This is a genomic window from Salmonella sp. 2018103, from assembly GCF_026247685.1.
Lineage (GTDB): Bacteria > Pseudomonadota > Gammaproteobacteria > Enterobacterales > Enterobacteriaceae > Salmonella > Salmonella enterica.
On sequence record NZ_CP111029.1, the window covers coordinates 4545022 to 4560419 of the forward strand.

Annotated in this window: 11 protein-coding genes and 1 rRNA gene; 4 read left to right on the forward strand and 8 right to left on the reverse strand. The window is 53.3% G+C overall.

Annotation, left to right across the window (positions count from 1 at the left end):
• Positions 1-28: 28 nt before the first annotated feature.
• A 16S ribosomal RNA gene (locus OLG56_RS21865) occupies positions 29-1570 on the reverse strand.
• Positions 1571-2050: 480 nt separating this feature from the next.
• Here OLG56_RS21865 and OLG56_RS21870 point away from each other — a divergent pair.
• Both OLG56_RS21870 and mdtD read left to right on the forward strand, forming a co-directional pair.
• Positions 2051-2755, forward strand: a complete 705-nt coding sequence (locus tag OLG56_RS21870; RefSeq protein WP_001131144.1) for a FadR/GntR family transcriptional regulator — start codon at positions 2051-2053, stop codon at positions 2753-2755.
• An 11-nt stretch (positions 2756-2766) separates the two neighbouring features.
• Positions 2767-4194, forward strand: coding sequence for a multidrug transporter subunit MdtD (mdtD, locus tag OLG56_RS21875; protein ID WP_000202071.1), 1428 nt, complete (start codon positions 2767-2769; stop codon positions 4192-4194).
• Here the strand turns inward: mdtD and rbsR are convergent.
• The 7 genes from rbsR to kup form a co-directional block, all read right to left on the reverse strand.
• A complete protein-coding gene (rbsR, locus tag OLG56_RS21880) occupies positions 4160-5158 on the reverse strand; it encodes a ribose operon transcriptional repressor RbsR (protein WP_000224487.1) in 999 nt (332 codons plus the stop codon). The genes mdtD and rbsR overlap by 35 nt on opposite strands.
• A gap of 3 nt (positions 5159-5161) precedes the next feature.
• Complete coding sequence (gene rbsK, locus OLG56_RS21885) at positions 5162-6091, reverse strand: ribokinase (protein ID WP_000844733.1); 930 nt, start codon at positions 6089-6091, stop codon at positions 5162-5164.
• 132 nt (positions 6092-6223) lie between these two features.
• The gene (rbsB, locus tag OLG56_RS21890; protein ID WP_001056260.1) at positions 6224-7114 is read right to left on the reverse strand and encodes a ribose ABC transporter substrate-binding protein RbsB; all 891 of its coding nucleotides are present in this window, start codon (positions 7112-7114) and stop codon (positions 6224-6226) included.
• Positions 7115-7138: 24 nt separating this feature from the next.
• The gene (gene rbsC, locus OLG56_RS21895) at positions 7139-8104 is read right to left on the reverse strand and encodes a ribose ABC transporter permease (RefSeq protein WP_000211345.1); all 966 of its coding nucleotides are present in this window, start codon (positions 8102-8104) and stop codon (positions 7139-7141) included.
• Between the two features lie 5 nt (positions 8105-8109).
• Positions 8110-9615: a ribose ABC transporter ATP-binding protein RbsA gene (rbsA, locus tag OLG56_RS21900; RefSeq protein ID WP_000339366.1), complete on the reverse strand. Its 1506-nt coding sequence runs from the start codon at positions 9613-9615 to the stop codon at positions 8110-8112.
• Between the two features lie 7 nt (positions 9616-9622).
• Positions 9623-10042, reverse strand: a complete 420-nt coding sequence (gene rbsD / locus OLG56_RS21905) for a D-ribose pyranase (protein ID WP_000715944.1) — start codon at positions 10040-10042, stop codon at positions 9623-9625.
• Between the two features lie 196 nt (positions 10043-10238).
• Positions 10239-12107 (reverse strand): low affinity potassium transporter Kup, encoded by a 1869-nt coding sequence (gene kup, locus OLG56_RS21910; RefSeq protein ID WP_000102338.1) that lies wholly within the window; start codon positions 12105-12107, stop codon positions 10239-10241.
• 348 nt (positions 12108-12455) lie between these two features.
• Here kup and ravA point away from each other — a divergent pair, with 348 nt between their 5' ends.
• Together ravA and viaA are read left to right on the forward strand one after the other, a co-directional pair.
• A complete protein-coding gene (ravA, locus tag OLG56_RS21915; protein ID WP_061377481.1) occupies positions 12456-13952 on the forward strand; it encodes an ATPase RavA in 1497 nt (498 codons plus the stop codon).
• Positions 13946-15397: an ATPase RavA stimulator ViaA gene (gene viaA / locus OLG56_RS21920; protein ID WP_000956585.1), complete on the forward strand. Its 1452-nt coding sequence runs from the start codon at positions 13946-13948 to the stop codon at positions 15395-15397. The genes ravA and viaA overlap by 7 nt, the downstream gene beginning before the upstream one ends.
• Position 15398: the final 1 nt, after the last annotated feature.

Here is a 15398-nt window from a genome sequence, read left to right on the forward strand (position 1 = left end):
GAGCACTGCAAAGAACGCTTCTTTCAGGTAAGGAGGTGATCCAACCGCAGGTTCCCCTACGGTTACCTTGTTACGACTTCACCCCAGTCATGAATCACAAAGTGGTAAGCGCCCTCCCGAAGGTTAAGCTACCTACTTCTTTTGCAACCCACTCCCATGGTGTGACGGGCGGTGTGTACAAGGCCCGGGAACGTATTCACCGTGGCATTCTGATCCACGATTACTAGCGATTCCGACTTCATGGAGTCGAGTTGCAGACTCCAATCCGGACTACGACGCACTTTATGAGGTCCGCTTGCTCTCGCGAGGTCGCTTCTCTTTGTATGCGCCATTGTAGCACGTGTGTAGCCCTGGTCGTAAGGGCCATGATGACTTGACGTCATCCCCACCTTCCTCCAGTTTATCACTGGCAGTCTCCTTTGAGTTCCCGGCCGGACCGCTGGCAACAAAGGATAAGGGTTGCGCTCGTTGCGGGACTTAACCCAACATTTCACAACACGAGCTGACGACAGCCATGCAGCACCTGTCTCACAGTTCCCGAAGGCACCAATCCATCTCTGGAAAGTTCTGTGGATGTCAAGACCAGGTAAGGTTCTTCGCGTTGCATCGAATTAAACCACATGCTCCACCGCTTGTGCGGGCCCCCGTCAATTCATTTGAGTTTTAACCTTGCGGCCGTACTCCCCAGGCGGTCTACTTAACGCGTTAGCTCCGGAAGCCACGCCTCAAGGGCACAACCTCCAAGTAGACATCGTTTACGGCGTGGACTACCAGGGTATCTAATCCTGTTTGCTCCCCACGCTTTCGCACCTGAGCGTCAGTCTTTGTCCAGGGGGCCGCCTTCGCCACCGGTATTCCTCCAGATCTCTACGCATTTCACCGCTACACCTGGAATTCTACCCCCCTCTACAAGACTCAAGCCTGCCAGTTTCGAATGCAGTTCCCAGGTTGAGCCCGGGGATTTCACATCCGACTTGACAGACCGCCTGCGTGCGCTTTACGCCCAGTAATTCCGATTAACGCTTGCACCCTCCGTATTACCGCGGCTGCTGGCACGGAGTTAGCCGGTGCTTCTTCTGCGGGTAACGTCAATTGCTGCGGTTATTAACCACAACACCTTCCTCCCCGCTGAAAGTACTTTACAACCCGAAGGCCTTCTTCATACACGCGGCATGGCTGCATCAGGCTTGCGCCCATTGTGCAATATTCCCCACTGCTGCCTCCCGTAGGAGTCTGGACCGTGTCTCAGTTCCAGTGTGGCTGGTCATCCTCTCAGACCAGCTAGGGATCGTCGCCTTGGTGAGCCGTTACCTCACCAACAAGCTAATCCCATCTGGGCACATCTGATGGCAAGAGGCCCGAAGGTCCCCCTCTTTGGTCTTGCGACGTTATGCGGTATTAGCCACCGTTTCCAGTAGTTATCCCCCTCCATCAGGCAGTTTCCCAGACATTACTCACCCGTCCGCCACTCGTCAGCAAAACAGCAAGCTGCTTCCTGTTACCGTTCGACTTGCATGTGTTAGGCCTGCCGCCAGCGTTCAATCTGAGCCATGATCAAACTCTTCAATTTAAAAGTTTGATGCTCAAAGAATTAAACTTCGTAATGAATTACGTGTTCACTCTTGAGACTTGGTATTCATTTTTCGTCCGAGGACGTCAAGAATCCGTATCTTCGAGTGCCCACACAGATTGTCTGATAAATTGTTAAAGAGCAGTGCCGCTTCACTTTTTCTCAGCGGCGCGGGGTGTGCATATTACGCTTTCCCGCTTCAGAGTCAAGCGTTTATTTTCGCTTTTCTCCGTGAGGTTCTGGTCTGAACCCCGCTGACCCGGCGGTCTGTATGCCGTTGTTCCGTGTCAGTGGTGGCGCATTATAGGGAGTTATTTCTGCCTGACAAGAGGAAATTTAAAATAATTTTCTGAGTGTCTCTTTTTTCATCAATGGCGTGCTTAACGTGCCATAAAATAAGCAAATTGCCGTTATTGCAACTGCAATCACACTTCCAGGTGGCATACTAATAACCAAACGAAAGAGAAAGGAAGAACATTCATGCCTTTAAGCGCACAACAATTAGCCGCACAGAAAAATCTATCCTATGTTCTGGCTGAAAAGCTGGCGCAGCGGATATTAAAGGGTGACTACGCCCCTGGTACGATTCTTCCCGGCGAAATAGAACTGGGCGAGCAGTACGGCGTAAGTCGAACGGCAGTTCGCGAAGCGGTGAAAACGTTGACGGCTAAAGGTATGGTGCTACCCCGTCCGCGCATTGGTACGCGGGTGATGCCGCAGGGAAACTGGAACTTTCTGGATCAAGAGCTGCTGACCTGGTGGATGACGGAAGAAAATTTTCATCAGGTGGTGGATCATTTTCTGGTGATGCGTATTAGCCTGGAGCCGCAAGCCTGCCTGCTGGCGGCGACTCTTGGCACACCGGAGCAGAAAGCGCGGCTTAATGCCTTAATGGAAGAGATGGTCGCGCTGAAAAAGCATTTTAAGCGTGAACGCTGGATTGAAGTGGATATGGCGTGGCACGAGCATATCTACGAAATGAGCGCCAATCCCTTTCTAATCTCTTTTGCGACGCTATTTCATTCGGTTTATCACACTTACTTTACCTCAATCACCTATAACGAGGTGGTAAAGCTGGATTTGCACCAGGCCATTGTTGATGCCATCGCTGATGGCGACGGCGAACGCGCTTTCCAGGCCTGCCAGGCGTTGTTAATAGCGCCCAATGAAAGACCAGATAATTAACAGGATATTGAATGACCAGCAAAAAAGCGCGCAGTATGGCTGGCCTGCCGTGGATCGCGGCGATGGCCTTCTTTATGCAGGCGCTAGACGCCACCATTTTGAATACCGCTTTACCGGCTATTGCGCATAGTCTTAACCGTTCACCACTCGCCATGCAGTCCGCTATTATCAGTTATACCCTGACAGTAGCTATGTTAATTCCGGTAAGCGGCTGGCTGGCTGACCGCTTCGGTACGCGTCGCGTCTTTATGGTTGCCGTAAGTCTGTTTACGTTAGGCTCGCTGGCCTGCGCGCTCTCCAGTTCACTATCTGAATTGGTTATTTTTCGCGTCGTACAAGGCGTCGGCGGAGCGATGATGATGCCAGTGGCGCGGCTTGCGTTATTGCGAGCCTATCCGCGTAGTGAGCTGCTGCCTGTTCTTAACTTTGTCACTATGCCGGGGCTGGTAGGTCCGATTCTGGGGCCGGTATTAGGCGGCGTACTGGTGACCTGGGCAAGCTGGCACTGGATCTTCCTGATTAATATTCCCATTGGTGTTGCAGGCATTCTGTATGCCCGCAAATATATGCCCAACTTCACCACGCCGCGTCGCAAGTTTGACATGACCGGCTTCTTTCTTTTTGGGTTAAGTCTGGTTTTATTTTCCAGCGGAATGGAACTGTTTGGCGAAAAGATTGTGGCGACATGGATCGCATCCGCCATTATTTTTTGCAGTATCGTTCTACTATTGGCCTATATCCGCCACGCCCGCCGTCATCCGACACCGTTAATATCACTATCGCTGTTTAAGACACGCACATTTTCCGTCGGTATTGCCGGCAACCTCGCCACGCGTCTGGGGACAGGCTGCGTACCTTTTTTGATGCCGTTAATGCTACAGGTTGGTTTTGGCTACCCGGCTCTGATCGCCGGCTGCATGATGGCGCCGACAGCTTTGGGTTCTATTATCGCGAAATCGACCGTAACGCAGGTTTTGCGACGTTTGGGATACCGGAAGACTCTGGTCGGCATTACGGTATTTATCGGTCTGATGATTGCCCAGTTTTCGTTTCAATCTCCCGCCATGCCGATCTGGATGCTCGTACTGCCGCTATTCATTCTTGGAATGGCGATGTCCACTCAATTTACGGCAATGAATACAATTACTCTTGCGGATCTGACGGACGATAACGCCAGCAGCGGCAACAGCGTTCTGGCGGTTACGCAGCAATTGTCTATCAGTTTAGGCGTGGCGATCAGCGCGGCGGTGTTACGTATTTATGAAGGTTTTGCGGGCACCAGTACCGTGGAACAGTTCCACTACACCTTTATCACGATGGGGGCGATCACTATCGTGTCCGCGCTGATGTTTATGCTGCTAAGAGCCAAAGACGGCAACAATCTGATTAAAGAACGGCATAAATCTAAACCGACCCACGCACCGTCAAAACCGGAGTAAGCTGAAGTCGCTGTTGTTGCAAGGCGGGCTGCGCCATCCGATGAATCAACACATCAATAGCCAGCTCGCCCAATTCATCTTTCGGCTGATGGATAGTCGTCAGCGGCGGCGTCATATAGCGCGCCAGCTCAATATCATCATAGCCAATGACCGCCATATCCTGCGGAATACGAAGCCCCGCCTGATATAGCGCCTGATAGGCGCCGACAGCCATCGCATCGTTTCCGGTAAAAACCGCTTGCGGTCGCTGTTGATGGGCGAGTAACGCCTGCATGGCGTCAAAGCCGCCGCCAAATTCAAAATCGCCGGTGATCTCATAGCCTTGCGGAATAGCCAGCCCTGCGCGTTTCATCGCCGCCCGATACCCTTCCAGCCGCAAACGCGCTGGCGTTTTGTCCAGCGGGCCTGTAATACAGGCTATTCGGGTAAATCCTTTATCGATAAGGTGTTGGGTCGCAAGATCGCCGCCTAACAACGAATTATCCTGAATGAGATCGCTATCGCCCTCACCATCAAACGGCGACCAGTCCATCATGACGGTAGGAATAGACGGATAACGCTCCATGATTTCCCGAGAAGGCTGATGCGTTTCGGTACACAGCAGCAGTAAACCGTCTACCCGTTTTTGCATCAGCGTCTCCAGGTTACGGTTCATCCGTTGCTCGTCGCCTTCGGTATTGCACAGCACCAGACTATAACCGCGCTCAAAACAGCTTCGCTCAACGCCGCGCACCAGTTCGGAATAAAAAGGGTTGGTACTGGCGGTAATTAGCATACCAATCGTGCGGGTCTGGTTTAACTTGAGGCTTCGCGCCAGCGCGGAAGGCGCATAGTTAAGTGATTTAATCGCCGCTTCAACTTTTTCGGTTATCGTCTCACTCACAAAGCGATCTTTGTTAATAACGTGAGAGACCGTCGATGTAGAGACTCCCGCCAGGCGGGCAACATCTTTCATAGTAGCCAAGCGTTACCCCTGCTGATGTAAAAACGCTTCTATCTCTTCGCGCCACGGAACGGACGGTTGCGCGCCTTTACGCGTTACGGCAATCGCGGCGGCGGCATGGGCAAAGCGAATCGCTTCCGGCAACGGCGTCTCCTCCAGTATCGCGGTGATAAAGGCGCCGTTAAACGTATCTCCGGCGGCAATGGTATCGACAGCCTCAACGCTAAATCCAGGAACGCGGCGGCCCTCGCCGTCTACGCTGGCCCAGACGCCACGGCTTCCTAAGGTAATTAATACGGTTCGAATGCCTTTATCATGCAAAACCTGCGCAGCTTTCGCGGCATCGTTGTCATTTTCCACACGCACGCCCGTCAGCTTTTCAGCTTCCGTTTCATTTGGCGTGATGATGTCCACCAGCGCCAGCAGTTCATCCGGTAGCTCACGGGCAGGCGCCGGGTTAAGCGCAACAGTAGTATGATGTTGATGGGCGATTTTCGCCGCCGCCAGTACGCTTTCCAGCGGCGATTCCAGCTGCATCAGTAACGCATCCGCCTGCGCGATACGTTCACGTTGCGCATCAACCAACGCCGGCGATAACGCGGCATTCGCTCCGGCATGAATACCGATGACATTCTCGCCTTCGCCATTAACGAAAATCAGCGCCACCCCGGTAGACTCGCCTTTAATGACGCTAACTGGCGCGATATCAATACGATCGCTGACTAATTGTTTACGAATACTGTCGCCAATATCGTCATCGCCCGTGCAGGCGATAAACGCAATATTTGCCCCGCTACGTCCCGCAGCAACCGCCTGATTCGCGCCTTTCCCGCCAAACGCGACCTGATAATGGCTACCGGTTACCGTTTCACCCGGGGTAGGGAAGGACTCAAGATTAAGGATATGATCGGCATTAATGCTGCCAAGGACGATGAGATTACCTGCGGTTTTCATATTCGGGGTTCCACGTCAAAGTGCGCCACCGGTTAGGGTGGCGCGTGCCCTGCTTTTCTTTTTTTACGTTCACCTCAGCGGAGGCTCGCGTATTTCTGTCGCCATCAGGCCATAGTTGACCCGTGTCGTTTATTACTGCTTGATGACCAGTTTCAGGTCAACCGGATATTTGGCCTGAACTTTTTCGCCTTTCAGCACCTTATCCGCCACCTCAACGCCTTTGGCGCCGATTTGATCCGGTAACTGAGCGATAGTCGCTGCCAGTTTGCCATCTTTTACGGCCTTTTCGCCATCCGGCGTACCGTCAAATCCAACCACCATCACATCTGCTTTACCGGCAGTTTGCAGCGCGCGCAGTGCGCCCAGCGCCATTTCATCGTTCTGGGCGAAGACAGCCTGAACATCCGGATGCGCGGTCAGCAGGTTCTGCATGACGTTCAGACCCTTAGTACGGTCGAAATCGGCAGGCTGGCTGGCCAGGACATTAAATTTGTGGGCGGCTACCGCCTGCTGGAAACCTTCGCCACGCTCACGCGCCGCAGATGTTCCGGCAATGCCTTGCAGCTCAATCACTTTGGCGCCTTCGCCAGCTTTTTTCGCGATATAGTCGCCAGCGATCTTACCGCCCAGCACGTTATCAGACGCGATATGGCTGACGACATCGCCTTTGGTTGCCTGGCGGTCAAGCGTGATAACCGGAATCTTCGCCTGGTTCGCCATCTTCACCGCGTTACCCACCGCATCGGAGTCAGTCGGGTTGATCAGCAGAATTTTGGTCCCGCGAACGGTTAAATCCTGCACGTTCGCCAGCTCTTTGGCAGGGTTGTTCTGGGAGTCCAGCACCACCAGGTTATAACCCAGTTTATCCGCCTCTTTTTGCGCCCCGTCTTTTAACGACACGAAGAAGGGATTATTGAGGGTAGAGATCACCAGCGCAATGGTGTCCTTCGCCATTGCATTCGCGCTCACGGTGGCGCTCAGCGCAACAGCAGATACCAGGGTAGCCAGTTTTTTCATGTTCATATTTCAGATGTCCTGTAGTCGTTGTTACTGCTTTTTGTTGTCTACCAGTACCGCCAGCAAAATCACCACCGCTTTGACGATCATCTGGTAATAGGAGGAAACACCTAACAAATTCAAACCATTATTAAGGAAGCCGAGAATCAATGCGCCGATCAATGTCCCAACAATGCGTCCTTTACCGCCAGCAAGGCTGGTGCCGCCCAGCACCACGGCGGCAATAGCATCCAGCTCATAGCCGGTACCCGCCGTCGGCTGCGCGGAAGAGAGGCGCGCCACTTCAATGATGCCCGCCAGCGACGCTGTCAGGCCGCAAAGTGAATAGACGATAATTTTCACTTTGCTCACGCTAATGCCAGACAGGCGCGTCGCCGCTTCGTTACCGCCCAGCGCGTAGATATAGCGTCCCAGACGGGTGTGATGCAGCATATACCAGGCGGCGATAAAGACGATAGCCATGATCCAGACCGGCGTAGGAACGCCCAGCGGACGGCCGATACCGAACCAGCCAAACAGATCGGCGTTATCGGTAAAGCCAGTGTTGACAGGGCTACCGTCGGTGTAAACCATCGTCACGCCGCGCAGTAGCAGCATCATCACCAGCGTAGCGATAAACGCCTGTACGCGGCCTTTCGCGACGATAACGCCAGTGACGGCGCCAATCGCAGCGCCCAGCGCCAGCGCGGCGGCAACCGCGACCAGCGCATTCACTTCAACGCCGACGATTGAAGCGGCAACCGCGCCGGTGAGCGCCAGCAGGGAACCGACGGACAGATCGATCCCCGATGTCAGAATCACCAACGTCATCCCCACCGCCATAATGGCGTTGACGGAGGTCTGTTGAAGAATATTGAACAGATTATTAACGGTAAAAAAGTTGGGGCTCAACGTCGAAACAATCGCGATCAACACCAGCAGGGCAATGAGCGACTTCTGCTCAAGAAGCCACGCTTTAGTGAAATAACGGCGACCAGAAACAGCCTGGGTTGTCATCTTTTTTACTCCTGATTCACGCGATTAAGCTTGCCCACTGCGGCAGCCATTAACACTTCCTGGGTGGCCTGCTCGCGAGTAAATTCACCGCTGAGATGCCCTTCATGCATGACGATGATGCGATCGCTCATGCCTAATACTTCTGGCATCTCAGATGAGACCAGAATGATGCTCAGGCCGTCGGCCTTAAACTGGTTGATAAGCTGATAAATCTCTTTCTTGGCGCCGACGTCCACGCCGCGAGTCGGCTCGTCGAGAATGAGCACTTTCGGGCGCGTCATCAACCCGCGGGCAATCGCCACTTTTTGCTGATTACCGCCAGAAAGCAGGCCTATCGCCTGTTCCATTGACGGTGTCTTGACGTTGAACAGACGGATAAAATCCCCCACCGCCTGTTGCTCATCTTTGTGTTTCAGGCTTCCGCCAGCGCGGCTGAAATAGTCCAGCGCCGTCAGCGACATATTCTCTTTAACTGACATGCCGAGCACCAGTCCATCGCGCTTACGGTCTTCAGAGATATAAACGATGCCATTGGCCAGTCCGTCCTGCGGAGAACGCGTCACCACTTCGTGTCCATCAAGCGTCACGTAACCGCTGGTTCGCGGCATCGCGCCGTACAATACTTTCATCAGCTCGGTGCGACCGGCGCCCATCAGGCCGGAAATGCCAAGAATCTCGCCTTTTCGCAGCACAAAAGAGACATCATTCACGCCCGGTCCGCACAGATTATCGACCTTGAGGCGAATCTCACCCGGCGCGTTATCCAGATGCGGGTACTGATCTTCCAGCTTACGTCCCACCATCATTTCGATAAGAGAATCTTCGGTCAACGTGGCCACTTCACGCTCGGCGATAAATTGCCCATCGCGGAAGACCGTCACGTCATCGCAAATTTCGAAAATCTCTTTCATACGGTGGGAGATATAGACAATGCCGCGCCCCTGCGATTTTAATTCGCGGATAACGCGGAACAGAGAGTCGGTTTCAGTGTCGGTCAGCGCATCGGTCGGTTCATCCATAATGATGACTTTGGATTCGAAGCTCAGCACTTTGGCGATTTCCACCATTTGCTGATCGCCGATAGAGAGTTCGCCCACCAGCTTATCGCTCTTAAAGCGCAGATTGAGTTTGGCTAAGAGCTGGTCGGCTTCGGCATACATCTTTTTCCAGTCGATTTTGCCAAAGCGATTCACAAATTCACGGCCCAGGAAGATATTTTCCGCAATGGTCAACTGCGGAATCAGGTTCAGTTCCTGATGAATAATGCCGATCCCGGCTTCCTGAGACGATTTAGGCCCGTTAAAGGTGGTCTCTTTACCCAGCCATAACAACGATCCCGCATCTCGCGTATAGATGCCGGTTAATACTTTCATCATGGTGGATTTTCCGGCGCCGTTTTCCCCCACCAGCGCCATAACGCGGCCAGGATAAACGTTTAACGCGGCGCCGGAGAGAGCCTTCACGCCGGGGAACGCTTTATCGATCCCTTTGAGTTGCAGTAATGCGTCCATAGCGGCCTCAGAAAGTGACGCCAGCGCAAAGAATGACGTTCGCATACGGGGAACACTCCCCGCTGCGAATCACCGCCTGACTGTCTGCAGTCAATTTTTTGAATTGTTCGTGTGTCGTATAACTAATTTTTATGGTGTTTCCCTGGTGTTGCTGCAGTTGCTCAAGGTGAGTGAGCAACGTTTCGTGGAGCTGCGGATTCTGTTGTTTGATTTCCGTTGCAAGAATCGCCGCCTCAACCTGCATTTCCCGGGTCACAACATCCACCACCTGCATAAAAGAAGGTACGCCCTGGGTTAGTGCCATATCGATACGCGCGGTGCTATTCGGGATAGGTAAACCCGCATCACAGACCACCAGAGTATCAGTATGCCCCAGACGGGAAATGACCGACGAGATTTCAGAGTTGAGTACGGTGCCTTTCTTCATTTTTCTGCTCCACTAGCGAAACGTTTCGCTGGCCGCATTGTAACCCTGGATGTGTTCATAAAACCATCATGACGTAACAGAATTGTGATCGCCGTCGAAACGTTTCGCTAGCGGAAATCAGGCGATTATCGTGTGGGAATCTACGGATTGGCCAGGCCGGGTAAGCCAACGCGGCCCCCGGCATGGTGATGGGAGGTTAAATCTCGACCTGCGTTCCTAACTCAATCACGCGGTTAGGCGGGATCTCGAACTGATCCGGCGCGCGCAGAGCGTTACGTTGCAGCAACAAATACAGTTTACCGCGCAAACGCAAATACCACGGGCGTTTGCCGACAATCAACGACTCGTGCGACATAAAGAACGACGTTTCCATCATCCGACAGCTAAGCCCTTCCAGACCGCAGCGGTGGAACACCTCTTCAACGTTTGGCGTTTCGCGCCAGCCGTAGCTGGCCACCACGCGCCAGAATGTCGGAGACAACTGCTCAATCTGCACCCGGCGAACGTTATGCACATAAGGCGCATCTTCCGTACGCAACGTCAATAAGATTACGCGCTCATGCAACACTTTGTTGTGCTTCAGGTTATGCAATAAAGCAAAAGGGATCACACTGAGCGCGCGCGACATGTATACGGCAGTACCCGGCACCCGAACCGGCGGTGACTTCTCCAGTGAAGCAATCATCGCTTCCAGCGAATTACCGTGTTCATGCATACGACGCAACAGACGGAAACGCTCGCTCTTCCAGGTGGTCATGATCGTGAACATGATCAGACCCAGGCTCAGCGGCAGCCAACCGCCGGACAACAATTTGTCGAGGTTAGCCGAGAACAGCGGGATATCCACGCACAGGAACGCGATGAGGATCAGCGCGACAAAATATTTGTTCCAGTGCCAGTTCTTACGCGCCACGGTCGTAGAAAGAATAGACGTCAGCACCATCGTGCCGGTCACGGCGATGCCATAGGCCGCCGCCAGGTTGCTGGAGTGCTCAAAGCTAACAATAACAACCACGACTGCGAAATAAAGCAGCCAGTTAACGAAAGGGATGTAGATCTGACCGGACTCCATCTCGGAGGTATGGATAATGCGCATTGGCGACAAATAGCCAAGACGCACGGCCTGACGCGTCAGCGAAAAGACGCCGGAAATGACCGCCTGGGAGGCGATCACCGTCGCCAGCGCGGCCAGAATCAGCAGCGGAATTAACGCCCAGTCCGGCGCCAACAGGAAGAAGGGATTTTTAATCGCTTCCGGATGCTTTAGTAGCAATGCGCCCTGACCAAAGTAGTTCAGTACTAACGACGGCAGTACCACGGTAAACCACGCCAGGCGAATCGGGAACTTACCGAAGTGTCCCATATCGGCGTACAACGCCTCTACGCCGGTAATCGACAGCACCACCGCGCCCAACGCAATAAATGATACGGTTTTATATTCAAGGAAAAAACGTACCGCCCAGACAGGATTCAGCGCATGTAACACTTCGGGATTGGCGATAATACTGCGCAGGCCAAGTACCGCCAGGATTAAAAACCAGGTCAGCATGATCGGCGCAAAGAGTTTCCCGACCATTCCCGTACCGTGCTTCTGAATCATAAACAACAGAGTCAGCACAATAATGGAGAGCGGGACAATCCAGGTATCCAGCTGCGGCGCGACAATCTCCAGGCCTTCAATCGCCGACATCACCGAAATCGCCGGCGTAATCACCACTTCGCCATAGAAGAAGCTGCCGCCTATCAGTCCCATGATAACTAACATGGATGTGGTGCGCGCCGAGGTATTACGCCCGGCAAGCGACATCAGCGTCAAAATTCCACCTTCACCCGCGTTATCGGCGCGCATCACGAAGGTGAGATATTTGATGGAAACCACAAAGATGAGTAGCCAGAAGATCAGCGACAGAAAACCAAACACGGCATCTCGTTCAACGCCAAAACCAAACTGACCGGACAAACATTCACGAAGCGTATAAAGCGGGCTGGTACCAATATCACCGTAGACAACCCCAATAGCTGCGAGGGTAATCGCAGGCAACGATTGCTTATTATCAGTGCTCATAGACTCATCTTTCGTTTATACACGTCACCCTTCACGCTACCTCCTTGTCGGCTGCATTCGCTTACCCCAGTCACACGTTGAATGTTAGTGCCAGGGGATTCACTCCTTTGCCGCCTTGATGTAGTTTGAATGAATGAGTGTATAGATATGAAATGTGTGCTTAGTCCCTTGGCCCACAAAAAAGCGCACAGTATGCACGATTAATCATAAAATCGTACCCCTAAATGAAGCCAGATTAACCTGGCTCAAAGAAAAATAAACAGCGCATCAGACGATTATAGCCCCGGTGGTGAAACGTCTATACTCGCAATTAGCATGATCCATTTGTCGAAAGGACGCCTCTTTATTATGGCTCACCCACATTTATTAGCGGAAAGAATTTCCCGTCTGAGCAGCGCCCTTGAGAAGGGGCTGTATGAACGTAGTCACGCCATACGCCTTTGCCTACTGGCGGCGTTAAGCGGTGAAAGCGTCTTTTTGTTGGGCCCGCCCGGTATCGCCAAGAGTCTGATTGCCCGCCGCCTGAAGTTTGCTTTCCAGCGCGCCCGCGCTTTTGAATATCTGATGACACGCTTTTCCACGCCGGAAGAGGTTTTTGGCCCGCTCTCTATTCAGGCGCTGAAAGATGAAGGTCGCTATGAACGCTTAACGACCGGCTACCTTCCCGAAGCCGAAATCGTTTTTCTGGATGAAATCTGGAAAGCCGGGCCCGCTATCCTGAACACATTGCTGACCGCCATTAACGAACGCCATTTCCGCAACGGCGCATTTGAGGAAAAAATTCCGATGCGGCTGCTGGTGGCGGCCTCTAACGAACTGCCCGAAGCGGACAGCAGCCTGGAAGCCTTGTACGACCGAATGTTGATTCGCCTGTGGCTGGATAAAGTTCAGGATAAAGCCAATTTCCGCTCCATGCTGGTTAGTCAGCAGGATGAGAGCGATAACCCGGTCCCCGCCTCGTTACAGGTTAGCGACGAAGAATATCAACAGTGGCAAAAAGATATCGGCGCGATTTCACTCCCTGATCCGGTCTTTGAGCTGATATTTACTCTGCGCCAACAGCTGGATAATTTGCCGAATGCGCCTTATGTCTCCGACCGTCGCTGGAAGAAAGCCATCCGCCTGTTACAGGCCAGCGCCTTCTTTAGCGGACGCGACGCGGTTGCGCCGATTGACCTTATCCTGCTAAAAGATTGCTTGTGGTATGACGCGCAGAGTCTGAATCTCATGCAACAGCAACTGGAAATATTGATGACCGGACACGCCTGGCAGCAGCAGACCATGCTGACTCGCCTCGGCGGTATCGTCCAGCGTCGCCTCCAGTTGCAGCAACAGCAAAGCGATAAAACCGCCTTCACCGTCATTAAAGAAGGCGGTATGTTCAGCCGTCGCCCGCATTACACTTTACCGCCGGAAGCCAGCGCGTCAACGTTGACGTTATTGCTACAAAAACCGCTAAAACTGCATGATATGGAAGTGATCCATATTACCTTTGACCGCAGCGCGCTGGAACTTTGGCTGACCAAAGGCGGCGAGATCCGCGGCAAACTGAACGGGATCGGCTTTGCCCAAACGTTGAATATGGAAGTCGATAACGCTCAACATCTGGTGGTGCGCGACATCAGTCTACAAGGTACCCGTCTGGCGTTACCGGGAGCGGCTGAAGACAGTATGCCTGCGGAGATCAAACAGCAGCTGGAAACGTTAGAAAACGACTGGCGCCAGCAACATACCCGCTTCAGCGAGCAGCAACATTGCCTGTTTATTCACAGCGACTGGTTAGGGCGCATTGAGGCCAGCCTGCAGGATGTAGGAGAACAGATCCGCCAGGCGCAACAATGCTGACGCTGGATACGCTAAATACCATGCTGGCCGTCAGCGAAGAGGGAATGGTCGAAGAGATGATCCTCGCGCTACTGGCTTCCCCACAGCTGGTCATTTTCTTTGAAAAGTTTCCGCGTTTAAAAAACGCCGTGACCGCCGATCTCCCGCGCTGGCGGGAAGCGCTACGCAGCCGTCTTAAAGACGCACGCGTTCCGCCGGAACTCATGGAAGAGGTCATGTGTTATCAGCAAAGCCAACTTCTCTCTACCCCACAGTTCATCGTGCAACTGCCGCAAATACTGGCGTTGCTTCACCGCCTGCATTCACCGTATGCCGCGCAGGCGAAGCAGTTGACGGAGAGCAACAGTACCTTTACCCCTGCGCTACACACGCTTTTTTTGCAACGCTGGCGGTTAAGTCTGGTCGTGCAGGCCACCACGTTAAACCAGCAACTACTGGAAGAAGAGCGCGAGCAGTTGCTGAGTGACGTTCAGGAACGGATGACGTTGAGCGGGCAACTGGAACCGACGCTGGCGGAAAATGATAATGCCGCAGGCCGCCTGTGGGATATGAGCGCGGGACAGCTTAAACGTGGTGATTATCAACTGATCGTAAAATACGGCGAATTTCTCGCCGCCCAGCCGGAGCTAATGCAACTGGCGGAACAACTGGGACGTTCGCGGGAAGCCAAATCGGTACCGAAAAAAGACGCGCCGATGGAAACCTTTCGTACACTGGTACGCGAACCCGCTACGGTGCCGGAGCAGGTTGACGGTATACAGCAAGGCGATGATATTCTGCGCCTGTTGCCGCCAGAGCTGGCGACGCTCGGCATCACCGAGCTGGAATATGAATTTTACCGCCGGTTAGTGGAAAAACAGCTCCTCACCTATCGCCTGCATGGCGAAGCGTGGCGTGAGAAAGTGACCGAACGGCCGGTAGTACACCAGGATGTCGACGAGCAGCCGCGCGGACCGTTTATTGTCTGCGTCGATACTTCAGGCTCGATGGGAGGTTTTAACGAGCAGTGCGCAAAAGCGTTCTGCCTGGCGTTGATGCGCGTTGCGCTGGCGGATAACCGCCGCTGCTTTATTATGCTGTTTTCCACTGACGTTGTGCGTTATGAACTCTCCGGCCCGGAAGGTATCGAGCAGGCCATCCGCTTTTTAAGTCAACGTTTTCGCGGCGGCACAGATATCGCCAGCTGTTTTCGCGCCATTATTGAAAGAATGCAGGGACGGGAATGGTTTGATGCCGATGCGGTGGTCATTTCGGATTTTATCGCCCAGCGCTTGCCGGATGACGTGGTGAGCAAAGTAGGAGAGTTGCAGCGTCTTCACCAGCATCGATTCCATGCGGTGGCGATGTCGGCGCACGGCAAACCCGGCATCATGCGCATTTTCGATCATATCTGGCGCTTTGACACCGGGATGCGAAGCCGCCTGCTGAGACGCTGGCGGCGCTAAC

What these genes read in the sequence shown, in the direction of transcription:
- OLG56_RS21870 (WP_001131144.1), top strand. Translation starts at nt 2,051, where the DNA reads ATGCCTTTAAGCGCACAACAATTAGCCGCACAGAAAAATCTATCCTAT.
- rbsC (WP_000211345.1), bottom strand. Translation starts at nt 8,104, where the DNA reads ATGACAACCCAGGCTGTTTCTGGTCGCCGTTATTTCACTAAAGCGTGG.
- rbsA (WP_000339366.1), bottom strand. Translation starts at nt 9,615, where the DNA reads ATGGACGCATTACTGCAACTCAAAGGGATCGATAAAGCGTTCCCCGGC.
- ravA (WP_061377481.1), top strand. Translation starts at nt 12,456, where the DNA reads ATGGCTCACCCACATTTATTAGCGGAAAGAATTTCCCGTCTGAGCAGC.
- rbsK (WP_000844733.1), bottom strand. Translation starts at nt 6,091, where the DNA reads ATGAAAACCGCAGGTAATCTCATCGTCCTTGGCAGCATTAATGCCGAT.
- viaA (WP_000956585.1), top strand. Translation starts at nt 13,946, where the DNA reads ATGCTGACGCTGGATACGCTAAATACCATGCTGGCCGTCAGCGAAGAG.
- mdtD (WP_000202071.1), top strand. Translation starts at nt 2,767, where the DNA reads ATGACCAGCAAAAAAGCGCGCAGTATGGCTGGCCTGCCGTGGATCGCG.
- rbsD (WP_000715944.1), bottom strand. Translation starts at nt 10,042, where the DNA reads ATGAAGAAAGGCACCGTACTCAACTCTGAAATCTCGTCGGTCATTTCC.
- rbsB (WP_001056260.1), bottom strand. Translation starts at nt 7,114, where the DNA reads ATGAACATGAAAAAACTGGCTACCCTGGTATCTGCTGTTGCGCTGAGC.
- kup (WP_000102338.1), bottom strand. Translation starts at nt 12,107, where the DNA reads ATGAGCACTGATAATAAGCAATCGTTGCCTGCGATTACCCTCGCAGCT.